Below are 15416 nucleotides of genomic sequence, written 5' to 3' on the forward strand. Positions count from 1 at the left end.
CGCACCAAGGGTCGCGGGATGTCCGGCGCGGCGCTGTTCGCCGCCTTGCGTGCCTCGGCGCGGGAGAAGGGCGTGCAGCTGCAGAGCCAGTGCGAAGTGCGCCGGCTGGTGCAGGACGACGGCGGCCGGGTGGTCGGCGTCGAAGCCTGGCGCCTGCCGCCGGGCAGTTTCGCCGCGCGCCGTCACGCCTGGCTGAGCCGCACCGCGACGGCATTGCATCCCTATGCGCCGCCGCTGGCCGAGCGACTGATCGCGGCCTTGCGGCGTATAGAGGAACGGCACGCTCGACCGATGCTGATCCGCGCACGCAAGGGCGTGCTGCTCAGCGCCGGCGGCTTCATCTTCAACCGCGAGATGCTCGCCGAGCACGCACCGCAATACCTGCCGGGTCTGCCGCTGGGCACGTCGGGTTGCGATGGCAGCGGCATCCGCCTCGGTCTTGGCGTGGGCGCCGCCGCGCAGCGCCTGGACAAGGTCAGCGCCTGGCGCTTCATCAACCCGCCGCTGGCATGGGCGCGCGGAGTGATAGTCAATGCCCAGGGCGAGCGCTACTGCAACGAGGAGGTCTACGGCGCCACCCTCGGCCACGCCATGGTGGAAGAGCAGGGCGGCCGCGCCATCCTGATCCTCGACCGCGCACTGCTCAGGGAGTCCCTGCGCCAGGTCGGGCCGGGCAAGGTCTGGTCGTTCCAGCGCCTGCCGGTGCTGCTCAACCTGCTGTTCAACCGCCGCCGTGGTGAAACCCCCGAAGCGCTGGCCCGCGCCATCGGCGTGCCGGCGCAGAACCTGCGGCGCAGCCTGGAAGAGTACAGCCGGGCCGCGCGCGGCGAGCACACCGACGCCTTCGGCAAGTCCCAGGCGATGCTCGCCGACCTCGACGACGGTCCCTGGTACGCGCTGGACCTGTCGTTCGACAGCAAGCTCTTTCCCTGCCCGGCGATCACCCTGGGCGGCCTGCGCGTCTGCGAGCGCAGCGGGCGCGTGCTGGACGCTGCCGGAGAGCCCATCGCCGGTCTCTACAGCGCCGGCCGCAATGCCGTGGGCGTTGCCTCCAACCTCTACGTATCCGGCCTGTCCATCGCCGACTGCGTGTATTCCGGTCGCCGCGCCGCCGCCCATGCGGCGTCCCGCGCGGCGGCCGTCATCCCCGAAAACGCCTGAAGGAAAACAAGCATGAATCGAGTACAAGGCAAGGTCTGCATCGTTACCGGCGCCGCCAGCGGCATCGGCCGCGAGGACGCGCTGCTGCTGGCCGGCGAGGGGGGCCGCGTGGTTCTCACCGACCTCAACGAGGAAGCCGGCCGCGCGCTGGCCGAGCAGATCGGCGGCGACGCGCTGTTCATCCGCCACGACATCGCCAGCGAAAGCGACTGGCAGCACGTGGTGAAGACCACCCTGGAGCGTTTCGGCCGCCTCGATGTGCTGGTCAACAACGCCGCCATCCTCGCCCTTGGCAGCATCGAGGACACCAGCCTGGAGCTGTGGCGCAAGGTGCAGACCATCAACGGCGAGGGCTACTTCCTCGGCTGCAAGTACGCCATCGCGGCGATGAAGGAGAGCGGCGGTGGTTCCATCGTCAACATGTCCTCGGTGGCGGCGCTGGGCGGCATGCCGATGTTCTGCGCCTACTCGGCGTCCAAGGGCGCGGTGGCAGCCATGACCCGTTCCATCGCCCTGCATTGCAAGCAGCAGGGCTACCGTATCCGCTGCAACAGCGTGCACCCCGATGGCGTCAACACGCCGATGACCCAGGCCCTGGCCGGCGGCCAGCCGATCCCCCAGGAGGCGCTGGACGCCGACCCGCTGAACCGCATGTGCGCGCCGCGGGATATCGCCAATGTGGTGCTGTTCCTCGCTTCGGACGAGTCGCGCTTCATCAATGGCGCCGAGATCCGCGTGGACAACGCCCAGCTGATCAGCGGTATCTGAGATGGACTGCGCGCAGTCCCTGGAGTCCCAGGCGCCGGGCGTCGCCTCCAGCTTCCAGCTGGAGGTGGCGCAGGTCATCGAGGAAACCGCCGACGCCCGCTCGCTGGTGCTGCGCGTACCGGAGCAACTGGCCGGGCGCTTCGCCTACCGGGCCGGGCAGTTCCTCGGTTTCCGCGTCAGCATGGCGGGCAAGTGCCTGCTGCGCTGCTACTCCATGTCCAGCGCGCCGGGGCTCGATGCGGCGCTGCGGGTCACCATCAAGCGCGTCGACGGCGGGCGCGTGTCGAACTGGATGAACGACAGCGTGCGCGCTGGCGATCATCTGGAAGTGCTGCCTCCGGCCGGGCATTTCCACCTGGGCAATGAGGTGCGCGACCTGCTGCTGTTCGGCGGCGGTTCGGGCATCACCCCGGTGTTTTCCATCCTGCGCGAGGCGCTGGCCAGCCGCGATTGCCGCATCCGCCTGGTGTACGCCAACCGCGACGCCGAGTCGGTGATCTTCCGCGAGGCGCTGCGTGAACTGCTGCGTGAGCATGGCGAACGGCTGCAGGTGATCCATGTGCTGGACAGCGTGCAGGGCTTCCTTGCTGGCAGCGATGTGCGCCACCTGCTGCGTGGCTGGGAGGAGGCGGAATGCTTCATCTGCGGCCCCGGACCGTTCATGGAAACCGTGGAGAACGGCCTGCTGGGTGCGGGTGTGCCTCCGGCGCGGGTTCACGTCGAGCGCTTCGTCTCGCCGGTCGATCCGGACGAGCTGGAAGCGGCCGAGCAGAAGGCACGGCAAGCCGTCGCCGGCATCGAGGTGGAGCGCCTGCGCGTGATTCTCGACGGCGCCGAGCACGAAGTCGCCTGCGAGCCCGGCGACACCTTGCTGGACAGCTGCCGCCGCGCCGGACTGGCGGCGCCGTCTTCCTGCGAGGAAGGCTTCTGTGGCGCCTGCATGTGCCAGGTGGAGCAGGGCGAAGTGCTGCTGCCGCGCAACGATGTGCTCAGCGCCGCCGAGCTGGCCGACGGCTGGACCCTGGCTTGCCAGGGCCGCGCCGGCAGCCGCGAGGTGCGGGTGCGCTTCCCGGACTGAATGTCGGACTTGAAAGATTGCTCATGAGTGAGGGGCGGTGCCTGCCCCCTTTTTTGCCCGGCTCCGGCCGGGCTTTTTTCATTCCTGGCACGGGGCCTGTGCGTAGGGCGCATAACGCGCCAGCGTTATCCGCCGGATGACCATCGGCGGATAACCTGTTCCAGCTTATGTGCCCTGCGCTATGCCCTTTCTGGCCCTTGCCAAGGCTCTAGTCCCAATGGACGATTTGCCGCCGCCGCAGGCCCGCTAGTCTGCGGCGCAGAGCAAACCGACAACAACAAGCAGAGGTGTGCGAATGAATCGACTGCAAGGCAAGGTTGCCGTGGTCACGGGTGCTGCATCGGGTATCGGGCTGGCCTGCGCCCGCTGTTTCGCCGAAGAGGGCGCCCAGGTCGTCGGCCTGGACGTGGGCAATGCGCCGGCGGATTTCCCCGGCCTGTTCATGGCCCTGGACGTGCGCAACGAGAACAACATCGAGCAGGTGATGGGCGAGGTGGTCTCGCGCCATGGCCGCATCGACGTGCTGGTCAACGCCGCCGGTGTCGCCAGCCAGGGCAACGTCACCAGCTCGCCGACCAGCGAATGGCAACGCGTGCTGGACATCAACCTCACCGGCAGCATGCTCACCAGCAAGCACGCGGTGGCGCAGATGGTCCGGCAGCGCAGCGGCTCGATCATCAACATCGGCTCGATCTTCGGCCTGCAGGGTTGCGACGGCAACACCGCGTACAACGTCGCCAAGGGCGGCATCAACCAGCTGACGCGCTCCATGGCCATCGACTACGGCCATGCCAACGTGCGCGTCAACGGCCTCTGCCCGGGCCTGATCGAAACCCCGATGACGCAGATGGTCCGCGAGCAGGAAGCTTTCCACGCCTTCTTCGCCTCGCAGCACATGCTGTGCCGCGCCGGGCAACCGGAAGAGGTGGCCAAGGCTGCGCTGTTCCTCGCCTCCGACGATGCCTCCTTCGTCAGTGGGCAGATGATTGCCGTTGACGGCGGCTTCTCCGCCGGCCGCCGCTTCGCGCCGCCCCAGGCCTGATACCGGCCTTGTCAGCGGGCCGGCCCGGTGCCGGCCCACTTTCGATTTCCGTTCGCCCTGAGCTGCCCGCCATGAACTGCCCGTCCTCCGCCCTGACCATTCCCCAGTTGCTCGCCGCCACTGCCGCGGCCTACGCTGACCTGCCGGCCATCGAGGACGGCGACGTCCACCTCAGCTACCGCGAGCTGCACCAGTGGCGCCGCCGTGCCGCCCGCGCGCTGCTGGCGTTGGGAGTCGGTCATGGCGAGCGGGTGGCGGTGTGGGCGCCAAATCTCTGGGAGTGGATAGTCGCGGCCACCGCGCTGCACAGTGTCGGCGCGGTGCTGGTGCCGCTGAACACCCGGATGAAGGGCGCCGAGGCGGCGCTGGTGCTGCGCGAGAGCGGCGCCAGCCTGCTGTTCGTGATGGGCGAATTCCTCGGCATCGACTACCCGGCGTTGCTGGCGGGCGAGGAACTGCCGGCGCTGCGCCAGCGCGTGATCCTGCGCGGCTCGCGCGAGGGAGCGCTGGACTGGACGACCTTCCTGGCGCTCGCCGATGGCGTCGAGGAAGCTGCGCTGGACGCACGCGAAGCCGCGCTGTCCACCGATGACCTGTGCGACCTGCTGTTCACCTCCGGTACCACCGGCAAGCCCAAGGGTGTGATGACCGCCCACGGGCAGAACCTGCAACTGGTGCGCGACTGGAGCGAGATGGTCGGCCTGCGCGAAAGCGATCGCTACCTGATCGTCAACCCGTTCTTCCACAGCTTCGGCTACAAGGCCGGCTGGCTGGCGGCGCTGATGCGCGGTTGCTGCGTGCTGCCGCAGGCGGTGTTCGACGTACCGCTGCTGCTGCAGCGCGTGGCGGCCGAGCGCGTGACAGTGCTGCCGGGCCCGCCGACGCTCTATCAATCACTGCTGGCGCATCCGCATCGTCAGGAGTTCGACCTGTCGTCCCTGCGCGTAGCGGTTACCGGCGCCGCTTCGGTGCCGGTGGAGATGGTCCGGCGCATGCGCAGCGAGCTGGGCTTCGCGACCATAGTCACTGCCTACGGCCTCACCGAGACCTGCGGCTTCGTCACCATCTGCCGGCCCGGCGACGACGCCGAGACCGTCGCCACGACGAGCGGCCGCGCCTTCCCCAACGTCGAAGTACGCTGCGTCGATCCCCAGGGCAACAGCCTGCCGCCGGGCGAGCCGGGGGAAGTGGTGGTGCGCGGCTACAACCTGATGCGCGGCTACTTCGGCAACCCCGGGGCCACCGCCGAAGCCATCGATCCGCAGGGCTGGCTGCACACCGGCGATGTCGGCGTGCTCGACGAGCGCGGCTACCTGCGCATCACCGACCGCCTCAAGGACATGTTCATCAACGGCGGCTTCAACGTCTATCCGGCGGAGGTCGAGCAGGCCATCCTCGGCTACCCCGGCGTGGCCCAGGCGGCGGTGATCGGCATCCCCGACGAGCGCCTGGGCGAGGTGGCCATGGCCTTCCTGCTGCCAGCCGCCGGCCAGGCCATCGACCTCGACGCCTTCCTCGCCTGGTGCCGCGAGCGCATGGCCAACTACAAGGCGCCGCGGCGGGCCATGCTGCTCGACGCACTGCCGCTCAATGCCGCCGGCAAGGTGACCAAGGCGGCGCTGCGGGAGTTGGCGGCGAACTCCTGAATGCAAAAGCCCGGCTCGGGCGGGGCTTTCGGGGAGTCAAACGGACTCTAACTGTTCAGGAACGGATCCTGTGCGAGGTACGTGCAGTAGTCGACCAGCACCTTGCGCGCATCCTGTCGCTCATGGATCACCAGGTGGACCACCACGGCATCATCCAGCACCTGATAGAACACCCGATAGCCGTCCTGCGTAACGTACTCGCGGAACTCCGTCAGGCCGGTGTGCTCGGCTACTTCACGGGAGATCGGATAGCCCAGCGGTGCATTCGATAACGCTTGCACCAGCTCATCCAAAAGAGCGTCGATATGCTGTGCGGCCTTTTCCTTTCCAGCCCTGGCGGCCAGGAAATCTTCCCGGTCGATGATCAGGCTGTCGGCGATCGGCGTAGTGAGGACAGGTCGGCGCTGACTCATCGGATTCCCTTACTGCTCGCTGGAGCGCCTCTTGGCCAGCCGGCTGCGCAGGTCGTCGACGGTGTTGGATTTCCCCTCGGTGTGCTGCCGCGAACTGATGGCGAGCAGCTTGACCAGCGCGAGCGCTTTCTCCCGTCTGACGGACTCCTCGTAGGACTCCACCACCAGCTTGGGCAGGCCATTCTGGGTGACGACCATGGGCTCCGACAGGTCCAGGTCCGCGGCGTGTTTCTTCAGGAAACTGATGGTCTCGATTCGCATGGGGTGTACCTCGATTGCGTGCGCATGCTGAAGCGTAGTGGTCCAAATTTAGGCTGTATATGAGCTTGTGGTCAATTCCTGCCGACCATCGACCGCGTTCACCGGCAGGTGGCACAACCCGCCGGTCCTCATTCCGACCCACGCCCCACGGCCCTTTTGCGCTAGTCCCATTGGACGATGTTGGCCATCTCCCACGCTGTTTGAATCCTCATCACCAGCCGATCCGCACGACGCATCGGCGATGACGATGAGGAGAGCACCATGGATATCCGCGGACTGGGCTACGTGACCGTCCTGGCCACCGACCTGGAGCGCTGGCGCAGCTACGCCAGCGACGTGCTGGGCATGATGGTGGACGCCGCCGCCCCCGAAGGCGCGCTGTACCTGAAGATGGACGAGCGCCACTACCGCGTGCTGGTGCTGCGTGACGAGCGCGACGGCTACGGCGCCAGCGGCTGGGAAGTCGCCGGCAAGGCCGCCTTCGAGCAGGCGATTGCCGAGCTGCAGCAGGCCGATGTCGAAGTTACCCGCGGCAGTGCCGCCGACTGTGCACTGCGCAAGATCCAGGAGCTGGCGCTGTTTCACGATCCCGACGGCAACCGCCACGAACTGTTCTGGGGGCCGTGCCAGGACTTCCGTCCGTTCGTCTCACCGGTGGGTGTCAGCGGCTTCGTCACCGGCGCCATGGGCATGGGCCACGTGGTGCTGCCGGCGCCGGCCTTCGAGCGTTGCCGGGATTTCTACGAACAGGTCATGGGCTTCGGCCTCTCCGACCTGATGAAGGTGCGTTTCACCCCCGACCCGCAGGAGCCGGAGAAGCGCATCCACTTCCTCCACTGCAACAACGCCCGCCACCACTCCCTGGCGATCTTCGAGTGCCCGATCCCCAGCGGCTGCGTGCACATGATGCTGGAGACCGCCGCCCTCGACGACGTCGGCCGCGCGCTGGACCGCATGCACGCCGCCGGCGTGAAGCTCTCTGCGACTCTGGGCAAACACACCAACGACCACATGGTGTCGTTCTACATGCAGAGCCCCGGCGGCTTCGACATCGAGTACGGCCATGGCGGCCTGGAAGTGGACTGGGAGGCGCACACGCCTTTCGAAAGCACCGTGGTCAGCCATTGGGGCCACGACTTCAGCGTCGGCCGCCAGTAAGGAGCACAACATGGACAAACGCATGACGGCCACCGAGATGGTCGCCCAGCTGCGCGACGGCATGACCCTCGGCATCGGTGGCTGGGGCCCGCGGCGCAAGCCCATGGCACTGATCCGCGAGATCCTCCGTTCCGAGCTCAAGGACCTCACCATCGTCGCCTACGGCGGCGCCGACGTCGGCATGCTGTGTGCCGCCGGCAAGGTGAGGAAGCTGGTGTTCGCCTTCGTCTCGCTGGACTTCATCCCGCTCGAACCCTACTTCCGCAAGGCCCGCCAGGCCGGCGAGCTGGAAGTGATGGAGATCGACGAGGGCATGTTGTTGCTGGGCCTGCGCGCGGCGGCCATGCACGTGCCGTTCCTGCCCACGGCCGTGGGCCTGGGCACCGATGTGCTCAGGCACAACCCGCAGATCAAGCTGGTTGCCTCGCCCTACGCCGATGGCCGCGACTGGGTCGCCATGCCGGCGCTGGAACTGGATGCGGCGCTGGTCCATGTCGACCGCGCCGACGCTCGCGGCGTCTGCCAGATCGACGGGCCTGACCACTACATGGACGACCTGTTCGTCCGCGCCGCGAAGCAGACCTTCGTCAGCTGCGACGAGCTGGTGGAGCCTGCGCACTTCCACGCCAACCCGCAGGCCGCGCGCACGGTGTTCTGGGAACGCAACCTCACCGACGGCGTGGTGCACGTCCCCGGCGGCGCCCATCCCAGTTCCTGCGCGCCGCTGTACGGCTTCGACGTGGCGCACTTCCAGCGCTACAACGCTTCGGCCCAGGAGGAGGGCGGCTGGCAGCGCTACTACGACGAGTTCATCCGCGACGGCGAAGCCGCCTACCTGGACAAGGTCGGTGGCATCGAGTCTCTCCGCAAGCTGCCCCTGCCGGTGTTCTGACCATGACTGACGCAACCGCTTCCTGCAGCCTCGCCGAGCTGTTGATCTGCGCCGCCAGCGAGTGCTGGCGTGACGACGGCGAAGTGCTCGCCACCGGCATCGGCGTGGTCCCGCGCCTGGCCGCTTCCCTGGCCATGCTGAGCAGCAATCCTGACCTGCTGATGACCGACTCCGAGGCCTTCATGGTTGCCGAGCCGGTGCCGCTCGGCGCGCGCAACGGCTACGTGCCGAAGTTCGACAGCTGGATGGGCTTCTCGCGCATCTTCGACAACGTCTGGGGCGGGCGCCGCCACGCGCTGGTCGGGCCGACCCAGATCGATCGCTTCGGCCAGGCCAACATCTCCTGCATCGGCGACTACGCCAGACCCAAGGCGCAGATGCTCGGTGTGCGCGGCTTCCCCGGCAATTCCATCAGCCACGCCAACTCCTTCTTCGTGCCGGCGCACAGCCGCCGGGTGTTCGTCGAGGGGGAGGTCGACATGGTCGCCTCGGTCGGCTACAACCCGGCACGCCTGGCCCGTGGCTGGTCGCTGGACGATATCGACATCCGCCTGATCGTCACCGACCTCTGCGTGCTCGACTTCGGCGGCCCGCAGCGGCAGATGCGCGTGCGCTCGCTGCATCCGGGGGTAGAACTGGCACAGGTGCTGGACAACACCAGCTTCGACCTGGCGCTGCCGGCGCAGATCGCCACCACCGCCATGCCCAGCGCCGCGCAGCTGGAAATCCTCCAGCGCCTTGACCCGCACAACCTGCGTGCCCGCCAGCTCAAGGACAACCCACCGGCGCTGCGCAGCGCCGAAGGGGCACGGCCATGAGCCGCTGCGAAGAGGTCGTGCTCTACGAGGTGCAGGGCCCGGTGGCCATCGTCAGCATGAACCGCCCCGAGTACCACAACGCGCAGAACTCGAAGATGACCTACGCGCTGGACGCGGCCTTCCGCCGTGCCTGCGACGACGATGCGGTGAAGGTCATCGTCCTGCGCGGCGAGGGCAAGCACTTCTCCGCCGGCCATGACATCGGCACGCCGGGCCGCGATGTCAACGAAAGCTTCGAGCGCGCGAGCCTGTGGTACGACCATGTGAACAAGCCCGGCGGCGAGTTCCTTTATGCCCGCGAGCAGGAGGTCTACCTGGGCATGTGCCGGCGCTGGCGGGAGATGCCCAAGCCGACCGTGGCCATGGTACAGGGCGCCTGCATTGCCGGCGGGCTGATGCTGGCCTGGGTCTGCGACCTGATAGTCGCCAGCGACGACGCCTACTTCCGCGACCCGGTGGTGCGCATGGGCATCCCCGGCGTCGAGTACTTCGCCCACGTGCATGAGCTGAGCCCGCGCGTCGCCAAGGAGTTCCTCTTCCTCGGCGAGCGACTGCCGGCCGAGCGCGCCTGGCAGCTGGGCATGGTCAACAAGGTGGTGTCGCGCGACGTGCTGCTCGACGTGACCCTGGACATGGCTCGTCGCGTGGCCGAAATGCCGCGCCTGGGCCTGCAGCTGGCCAAGCAGGCGGTGAACAACGCCGAGGACCTGATGGGCAAGCGCGCCACCATGGACATGGTGTTCGGCCTGCACCACTTCGCCCATGCGCACAACGAGCTGGTCAGCGGCGACCGCCTCGGCGGCTACGACGCCCGCGCCATGGCCAGCTCGCAGCGCGAGCCGGTGGAGGGAGGCCGATGAGCCCGGACCTGAGCACCCGCGTCACCCAGCTGCTCGGTTGCCGCTACCCGATCATCCAGACCGCCATGGGCTGGGTGGCCGATCCGCGCCTGGTGGCTGCCACCGGCAACGCTGGCGGCTTCGGCTTCCTCGCCGGCGCGACCATCGAGCCGCAGCAAATGGAAGCGGCAATCCTTGAGACGAAGTCGCTGACCTCGGCGCCATTTGGCGTCAACTTCCATATGTATCAGCCCAACGCCGGCGAGATCGTCGACCTGGTGCTGCGCCATGGCGTGAAGGCAGTGAGCTACAGCCGCTCGCCGGGCAAGCAGATGGTCGCCCGGCTTAAAGACGCCGGGGTGGTCTGCATGCCCACGGTCGGCGCGCTCAAGCACGCGCAGAAGGCCGTGGAGATGGGCGCCGATATCGTCACCATCCAAGGCGGCGAGGGCGGCGGTCATACCGGCTCGGTGCCCACCGCGCTGCTGCTGGCGCAAGTGCGCGAAGCCGTGCAGGTGCCGGTCGTGGCGGCCGGTGGCTTGCACGACGGTGCCGGGCTGGTGGCTGCGCTGGCGCTGGGCGCCGACGGCGTGGCCATGGGGACGCGCTTCCTGATGAGCCAGGAAAGCCCGGTGCCGGATGCCACCCTGGCGCGCTACCTGGGCGTGACGGACCCGGCGAAGGTCATCGTCAGCCGCGCCCTCGACGGCCTGCCGCAGCGGATGATCCGCAACGAACTGCTCGACGCCCTGGAGGCCGCCGGCCCCTGGCGGCGCCTGGGCCTTGCCGTGCAGTGCGCGCTGGCCTACCGGCGCCACTCCGGTATGAGCCTCGCGCAGATGCTCCAGGCCCTGCGCCACCGTGGCGAGCTGACCCTTGCCCAGGCACTGCTGGCCGCCAACGCGCCCATGGTGATCCAGAAGGCCATGGTCAACGGCCAGCCCGCAGACGGCGTGCTGCCGGCGGGCCAGGTCGCCGCGCTGCTGGGCAGCCGCCCGCCGTGCACCGAGATCATCCAGACCATCGTCACCCAGGCCCAGGCCCGGCTCACCGAGCTGGCCCGCCGGGTGCAACCGCAACAGACCCAGGAGAGCCTCCATGCCGCCGTTTCGCGTTGAGATCCACGAGCACATCGCCGAGCTGGTGTTCGACCGCCCGCCGGTGAATGCCTTCGACTGCGCCGGCTGGGCGGCCATCGCCGCGGAGCTGGAACGCCTGGGGCGCGACGACGCGGTGCGGGTCATCGTCATTCGCGCCGAGGGCCGGGGCTTCTGCGCCGGTGTCGACATCAAGGAACTGGCCGCCGACGGCAACCTGATCGTCGCGGTGAACAAGGGCAACTACGACAGCTTCAAGGCTGTGCACCGCAATCCCAAGCCGGTGATCGCCGCCGTGCATGGCTTCGTCCTCGGTGGCGGCATCGGCCTGTGCGGTGCGGCGGACATAGTCCTCGCCAGCGAGTGCGCGACCTTCGGCGTGCCCGAGGTGGATCGCGGCGCCATGGGCGGCGGCGCCCATCTGCAGCGCCTGTTCCCGGTGCAGAAGGTGCGCCACATGTACTTCACCGGTGAGCCCATCGACGCCTATGAAGCCTATCGCCTGGGCGCGGTGGAGCGCGTGGTGCCGCGCGACCAGCTGCGCGACGCGGCCCTGGACGTGGCGCGCCGGATCGCCGCCAAGAGCCCGGCGATGATCGCCCTGGCCAAGGAAGCGCTGACCGGCATCGAGGACGGCAATCTCGAAGACAAGTACCGCTGGGAGCAGGGCTTCACCCTGGAAGCCTACCGCTCGCTGGACTCCCAGGAAGCCCGCGACTCCTTCGTCGAGAAGCGCGAAGCGCAATTCAACTGATCACAGGCAGCAGCCCATGGACCTGAACTACAACAACGAACAACAGGCCTTCCGCGAGGAAGTCCGCGCCTGGCTGGCGGCCAACGTGCCGAAGAACCCCTTGCCCTCGTACGACACCGAGGAAGGTTTCCGCCTGCACCGCGAGTGGGAAGCGCGCCTGCACGACGGCCACTGGGGCATGGTGACCTGGCCGCAGGAATACGGCGGCCGCGGCTGCGACCTGATCCAGTGGCTGATCTTCGAGGAAGAGTACTATCGCGCTGGTGCTCCCGGCCGGGTCAACCAGAACGGCATCTTCCTGCTCGGCCCGACCCTGATGGAGTTCGGCAGCCAGGAGCAGAAGGCGCGCTTCCTGCCGCGCATGGCCCGTGGCCTGGATGTCTGGGCCCAAGGCTGGTCGGAGCCGGGCGCCGGTTCCGACATGGCGGCCATCCGCTCCCGCGCCGAGCGGGTCGGCGACCACTACGTGATCAACGGCCAGAAGACCTGGTCGACCCGCGCCGTGTGGGCCGACTGGCTGTTCGGCATGTTCCGCACCGACCCGGCGTCCAGCCGCCACCACGGCCTGACCTTCATCCTGGTGCCGCTGGACTCGCCGGGCATCACCGTGCGGCCGATCGCCCAGCTCGACGGCCTGCCGGGCTTCGCCGAGATCTTCTTCGACGATGTGAAGGTGCCGGTGGAGAACGTACTGGGCGGCGAAGGGCAGGGCTGGCACGTGGCGATGTCCACTGCCGGCTTCGAGCGTGGGCTGATGCTGCGTTCCCCGGCGCGCTTCCAGGAAACCGCGCGGCGCCTGCTGCAGCTGTACCTGGCGAACCGCGAAGCCGCCGACCGCGACCCGGCCATCGGCGAGGCGGTGATGCGCGCCTGGCTGGACGCCGAGGCCTACACCCTGAGCACCTACATGACCGCCTCGCGCCTGCAGCAGGGTGGACGCATCGGCCCGGAATCCTCGACCAACAAGATCTTCTGGTCGGAGCTGGACCAGCGCATGCACGACACCGCGCTGAGCATCCTCGGTGCCCGCGCCGAGCTGCTGCCCGGCGAGCCGCTGGCCGCTGACGTCGGCCGCTGGCTGGACGGCTTCCTGTTCTCCCTGGCCGGCCCGATCTACGCCGGCACCAACGAAATCCAGCGCAACATCATCGCCGAACGCATGCTCGGCATGCCGCGCGCCTGAGGAGCCGGGACATGGACTTCACTTTCAACGACGATCAGCTGAGTTTCCACGACAGCGTGCGGGCCTTCCTCACCAACCAGGTGACCCCGGAGCGCCAGCGCGAACTCTGGGCCAGCGAAACCGGGCGCAGCGACGAGCTCTGGGCGCAGCTCGCCGAACTGGGCCTGACTGCCCTCAACCTGCCCGAAGCCTTTGGCGGCCTGGGCCTGGACGAAACCGACTGGGTGCTGCCGGCGCAGGAATGCGGCTACGCCGCGCTGGCCGAGCCGCTGCTGGACACCGTGCTGGTGAGTGCGCCCTTGCTGGCCGGATTGGGCGACGAGCACGAGGCACTCAAGGCGGACTGGTTGGGACGCGTTGCGGCGGGTCAGGCGCGCGTGGCTATCGGTCATCCGGACAGCCTGCTGGTGGCCGATGCCCACGTCGCCGACCTGCTGATCCTGGGCAGCCAAGAAGAAATCCACCTGGTGCCGCGCGAGGCCGTGCAGTTAACCCGCAGCCTTGCGCTCGACCCGGCGCGCCGTCTGTTCAGCGTGGCCTGGACGTCCAGCGCCGCTACCCGTGTGGCCAGCGGCGAGCAGGCTTGCGCGCTGTGGGCCGCTGCTTTCGAGCGCGGAGCCCTTGCCTGCGCCGCCCAGCAGCTGGGCCTGGCGCGGCGCATGGTCGACCTGGCGGTGGACTACAGCTTCGAGCGCAAGCAGTTCGGCAAAGCGATCGGCAGCTTCCAGGCGGTCAAGCACCTGATGGCCAACGTCGCGGTGCTCATCGAATTTGCCAAGGCGCCGCTGTACCGCGCCGCGCAATCGCTCGCCGAGGTCCATCCGCAGGCCGCACTGCATGTCTCACAGGCAGCCCTGGCCTGCGCCGAGGCCGCTCAACTGGCGGCGAAGAACGCCATCCAGGTGCACGGCGCCATGGGGTACACCTGGGAGGTCGACCTGCAGCTCTACATGAAGCGCGCCTGGGCGCTGGACAAGGCCTGGGGCGACCGCAGCCTGCACAAGGCGCGGCTGTGCCAGGCGCTGTTCGGTGGTGCGGTCAATGCCGGCGCCGGCCATACCTTTGCGGTCTGAGGAGAACCCAATGGCAGAAGCCTACATAGTCGACGCCCTGCGCACGCCCACCGGCAAGCGCAAGGGTGGCCTGGCGCAGATCCACGCTGCTGACCTGGGCGCCCACGTGCTGCGCGAACTGGTGCAGCGCAACGGCATCCCGGATGCGGACTACGACGACGTCATCTTCGGCTGCGTCGACACCATCGGCCCGCTGGCTGGCGACATTGCCCGCACCTGCTGGCTGGCCGCCGGCCTCGACCAGGGCGTGCCCGGCACCACGGTGGACCGCCAGTGCGGCTCCTCGCAGCAGGCCGTGCACTTCGCCGCCCAGGCAGTGATGAGCGGCACCCAGGACGTGGTGATTGCCGGCGGCGTGCAGACCATGACGAAGATTCCGATTTCCTCGGCCATGACCGCCGCCGAGCCGCTGGGCTTCAGCGACCCGTTCAGCGGCTCGGAAGGCTGGGTGAAGCGCTACGGCGCTGCGCCGCCGAGCCAGTTCCGTTCCGCGCAGATGATCGCCGAGAAATGGGACATCAGCCGCGAGGCGCTGGAAGCCTATTCACTGGAATCCCATCGCCGCGCCCTGCGTGCCATCGAGGCCGGTTGCTTCGCCCGCGAGATCGTCCCGCTGGCGGGCGTGCAGCACGATGAGACGCCGCGCCAGACCAGCCTGGCGAAGATGGCCGAATTGGACACCCTGTTCGGTTGCGACCGGGTCACGGCCGGCGTGTCCAGCCAGACCTGCGATGCTGCCAGCGCGCTGCTGATCGTTTCCGAGCGCGCGCTCAAGCGCTACAACCTGAAGCCACGGGCGCGCATCCACCACCTCAGCGTGCGCGCCGACGACCCGCTGTGGATGCTCACGGCACCGATCCCGGCCACCGCCTACGCGCTGAAGAAGGCCGGCATGCGCCTGGACGACATCGACCGGGTGGAGATCAACGAAGCCTTTGCCTCGGTGGTCATGGCCTGGCTGCAGGAAACCGGCTACCCCCTCGAACGCACCAACGTCAACGGCGGTGCCATCGCCCTCGGCCACCCGCTGGGCGCCACCGGCGCACGGCTGATGACCACGCTGCTGCACGAACTGGAACGCACGGGCGGCCGTTATGGCCTGCAGACCATGTGCGAGGGCGGCGGGCAGGCCAACGTGACCATCCTCGAACGACTGTAACGCGACCACTCCCCGGGGCGTGACGTGGACGGGCCTGACGCCAGGCCATCTCCGCAGCACGGACGGCCCCCTCT

At 68.4% G+C, this 15416-nt stretch carries 16 protein-coding genes; 14 read left to right on the forward strand and 2 right to left on the reverse strand.

Annotated features, from left to right (window positions below; all coding sequences use genetic code 11):
* The 5 genes from QO207_RS19670 to QO207_RS19690 all read left to right on the forward strand — a co-directional run.
* The coding region (locus QO207_RS19670; RefSeq protein ID WP_301533997.1) for an FAD-binding protein at nt 1–1161 on the forward strand (1161 nt) is incomplete at its 5' end.
* 12 nt (nt 1162–1173) lie between these two features.
* The gene (locus QO207_RS19675) at nt 1174–1929 is read left to right on the forward strand and encodes a glucose 1-dehydrogenase (protein ID WP_301533998.1); all 756 of its coding nucleotides are present in this window, start codon (nt 1174–1176) and stop codon (nt 1927–1929) included.
* 1 nt (nt 1930) lies between these two features.
* A complete protein-coding gene (locus QO207_RS19680; RefSeq protein ID WP_301533999.1) occupies nt 1931–3007 on the forward strand; it encodes a ferredoxin--NADP reductase in 1077 nt (358 codons plus the stop codon).
* A 295-nt stretch (nt 3008–3302) separates the two neighbouring features.
* Complete coding sequence (locus tag QO207_RS19685; RefSeq protein WP_301534000.1) at nt 3303–4049, forward strand: SDR family NAD(P)-dependent oxidoreductase; 747 nt, start codon at nt 3303–3305, stop codon at nt 4047–4049.
* Nucleotides 4050–4120: 71 nt separating this feature from the next.
* Nucleotides 4121–5695 (forward strand): FadD3 family acyl-CoA ligase, encoded by a 1575-nt coding sequence (locus QO207_RS19690; protein ID WP_301534001.1) that lies wholly within the window; start codon nt 4121–4123, stop codon nt 5693–5695.
* 47 nt (nt 5696–5742) lie between these two features.
* On the opposite strand, the gene QO207_RS19695 is transcribed toward QO207_RS19690, so the two are convergent.
* Entirely contained in the window at nt 5743–6108 is a 366-nt protein-coding gene (locus QO207_RS19695; protein WP_301534002.1) for a type II toxin-antitoxin system RelE/ParE family toxin, read from the reverse strand.
* Between the two features lie 9 nt (nt 6109–6117).
* Entirely contained in the window at nt 6118–6369 is a 252-nt protein-coding gene (locus QO207_RS19700; protein ID WP_301534003.1) for a type II toxin-antitoxin system Phd/YefM family antitoxin, read from the reverse strand.
* Nucleotides 6370–6630: 261 nt separating this feature from the next.
* Between QO207_RS19700 and QO207_RS19705 the strand changes: the two genes are divergently transcribed.
* The 9 genes from QO207_RS19705 to QO207_RS19745 are packed head-to-tail and all read left to right on the forward strand — an operon-like array spanning nt 6631 to nt 15342.
* Complete coding sequence (locus tag QO207_RS19705) at nt 6631–7527, forward strand: VOC family protein (RefSeq protein ID WP_301534004.1); 897 nt, start codon at nt 6631–6633, stop codon at nt 7525–7527.
* A 10-nt stretch (nt 7528–7537) separates the two neighbouring features.
* Nucleotides 7538–8419, forward strand: a complete 882-nt coding sequence (locus tag QO207_RS19710; RefSeq protein WP_301534005.1) for a CoA transferase subunit A — start codon at nt 7538–7540, stop codon at nt 8417–8419.
* 2 nt (nt 8420–8421) lie between these two features.
* Entirely contained in the window at nt 8422–9237 is an 816-nt protein-coding gene (locus QO207_RS19715; protein WP_301534006.1) for a CoA-transferase subunit beta, read from the forward strand.
* Nucleotides 9234–10097 carry an enoyl-CoA hydratase gene (locus QO207_RS19720; RefSeq protein ID WP_301534007.1) on the forward strand — a complete coding sequence of 288 codons (864 nt, stop codon included), beginning with the start codon at nt 9234–9236 and terminating at the stop codon, nt 10095–10097. The genes QO207_RS19715 and QO207_RS19720 overlap by 4 nt, the downstream gene beginning before the upstream one ends.
* Entirely contained in the window at nt 10094–11194 is a 1101-nt protein-coding gene (locus tag QO207_RS19725; RefSeq protein WP_301534008.1) for a nitronate monooxygenase family protein, read from the forward strand. The genes QO207_RS19720 and QO207_RS19725 overlap by 4 nt, the downstream gene beginning before the upstream one ends.
* On the forward strand, nt 11175–11927 hold the full coding sequence (locus tag QO207_RS19730) for an enoyl-CoA hydratase family protein (protein WP_301534009.1): 753 nt from the start codon (nt 11175–11177) through the stop codon (nt 11925–11927). Before QO207_RS19725 ends, QO207_RS19730 begins: the two co-directional genes overlap by 20 nt.
* A gap of 16 nt (nt 11928–11943) precedes the next feature.
* Nucleotides 11944–13110 (forward strand): acyl-CoA dehydrogenase, encoded by a 1167-nt coding sequence (locus QO207_RS19735; RefSeq protein ID WP_301534010.1) that lies wholly within the window; start codon nt 11944–11946, stop codon nt 13108–13110.
* An 11-nt stretch (nt 13111–13121) separates the two neighbouring features.
* A complete protein-coding gene (locus QO207_RS19740) occupies nt 13122–14183 on the forward strand; it encodes an acyl-CoA dehydrogenase family protein (RefSeq protein ID WP_301534011.1) in 1062 nt (353 codons plus the stop codon).
* Between the two features lie 10 nt (nt 14184–14193).
* Complete coding sequence (locus QO207_RS19745) at nt 14194–15342, forward strand: acetyl-CoA C-acetyltransferase (RefSeq protein ID WP_301534012.1); 1149 nt, start codon at nt 14194–14196, stop codon at nt 15340–15342.
* The last annotated feature ends 74 nt before the right edge of the window (nt 15343–15416 follow it).

It is taken from the genome of Pseudomonas sp. CAN1 (genome assembly GCF_030462585.1).
Lineage (GTDB): Bacteria > Pseudomonadota > Gammaproteobacteria > Pseudomonadales > Pseudomonadaceae > Pseudomonas.

Coding starts and splice junctions, on each gene's coding strand:
- QO207_RS19675 (WP_301533998.1), top strand. CDS start 1,174: ATGAATCGAGTACAAGGCAAGGTCTGCATCGTTACCGGCGCCGCCAGC.
- QO207_RS19680 (WP_301533999.1), top strand. CDS start 1,931: ATGGACTGCGCGCAGTCCCTGGAGTCCCAGGCGCCGGGCGTCGCCTCC.
- QO207_RS19685 (WP_301534000.1), top strand. CDS start 3,303: ATGAATCGACTGCAAGGCAAGGTTGCCGTGGTCACGGGTGCTGCATCG.
- QO207_RS19690 (WP_301534001.1), top strand. CDS start 4,121: ATGAACTGCCCGTCCTCCGCCCTGACCATTCCCCAGTTGCTCGCCGCC.
- QO207_RS19695 (WP_301534002.1), bottom strand. CDS start 6,108: ATGAGTCAGCGCCGACCTGTCCTCACTACGCCGATCGCCGACAGCCTG.
- QO207_RS19700 (WP_301534003.1), bottom strand. CDS start 6,369: ATGCGAATCGAGACCATCAGTTTCCTGAAGAAACACGCCGCGGACCTG.
- QO207_RS19705 (WP_301534004.1), top strand. CDS start 6,631: ATGGATATCCGCGGACTGGGCTACGTGACCGTCCTGGCCACCGACCTG.
- QO207_RS19710 (WP_301534005.1), top strand. CDS start 7,538: ATGGACAAACGCATGACGGCCACCGAGATGGTCGCCCAGCTGCGCGAC.
- QO207_RS19715 (WP_301534006.1), top strand. CDS start 8,422: ATGACTGACGCAACCGCTTCCTGCAGCCTCGCCGAGCTGTTGATCTGC.
- QO207_RS19720 (WP_301534007.1), top strand. CDS start 9,234: ATGAGCCGCTGCGAAGAGGTCGTGCTCTACGAGGTGCAGGGCCCGGTG.
- QO207_RS19725 (WP_301534008.1), top strand. CDS start 10,094: ATGAGCCCGGACCTGAGCACCCGCGTCACCCAGCTGCTCGGTTGCCGC.
- QO207_RS19730 (WP_301534009.1), top strand. CDS start 11,175: ATGCCGCCGTTTCGCGTTGAGATCCACGAGCACATCGCCGAGCTGGTG.
- QO207_RS19735 (WP_301534010.1), top strand. CDS start 11,944: ATGGACCTGAACTACAACAACGAACAACAGGCCTTCCGCGAGGAAGTC.
- QO207_RS19740 (WP_301534011.1), top strand. CDS start 13,122: ATGGACTTCACTTTCAACGACGATCAGCTGAGTTTCCACGACAGCGTG.
- QO207_RS19745 (WP_301534012.1), top strand. CDS start 14,194: ATGGCAGAAGCCTACATAGTCGACGCCCTGCGCACGCCCACCGGCAAG.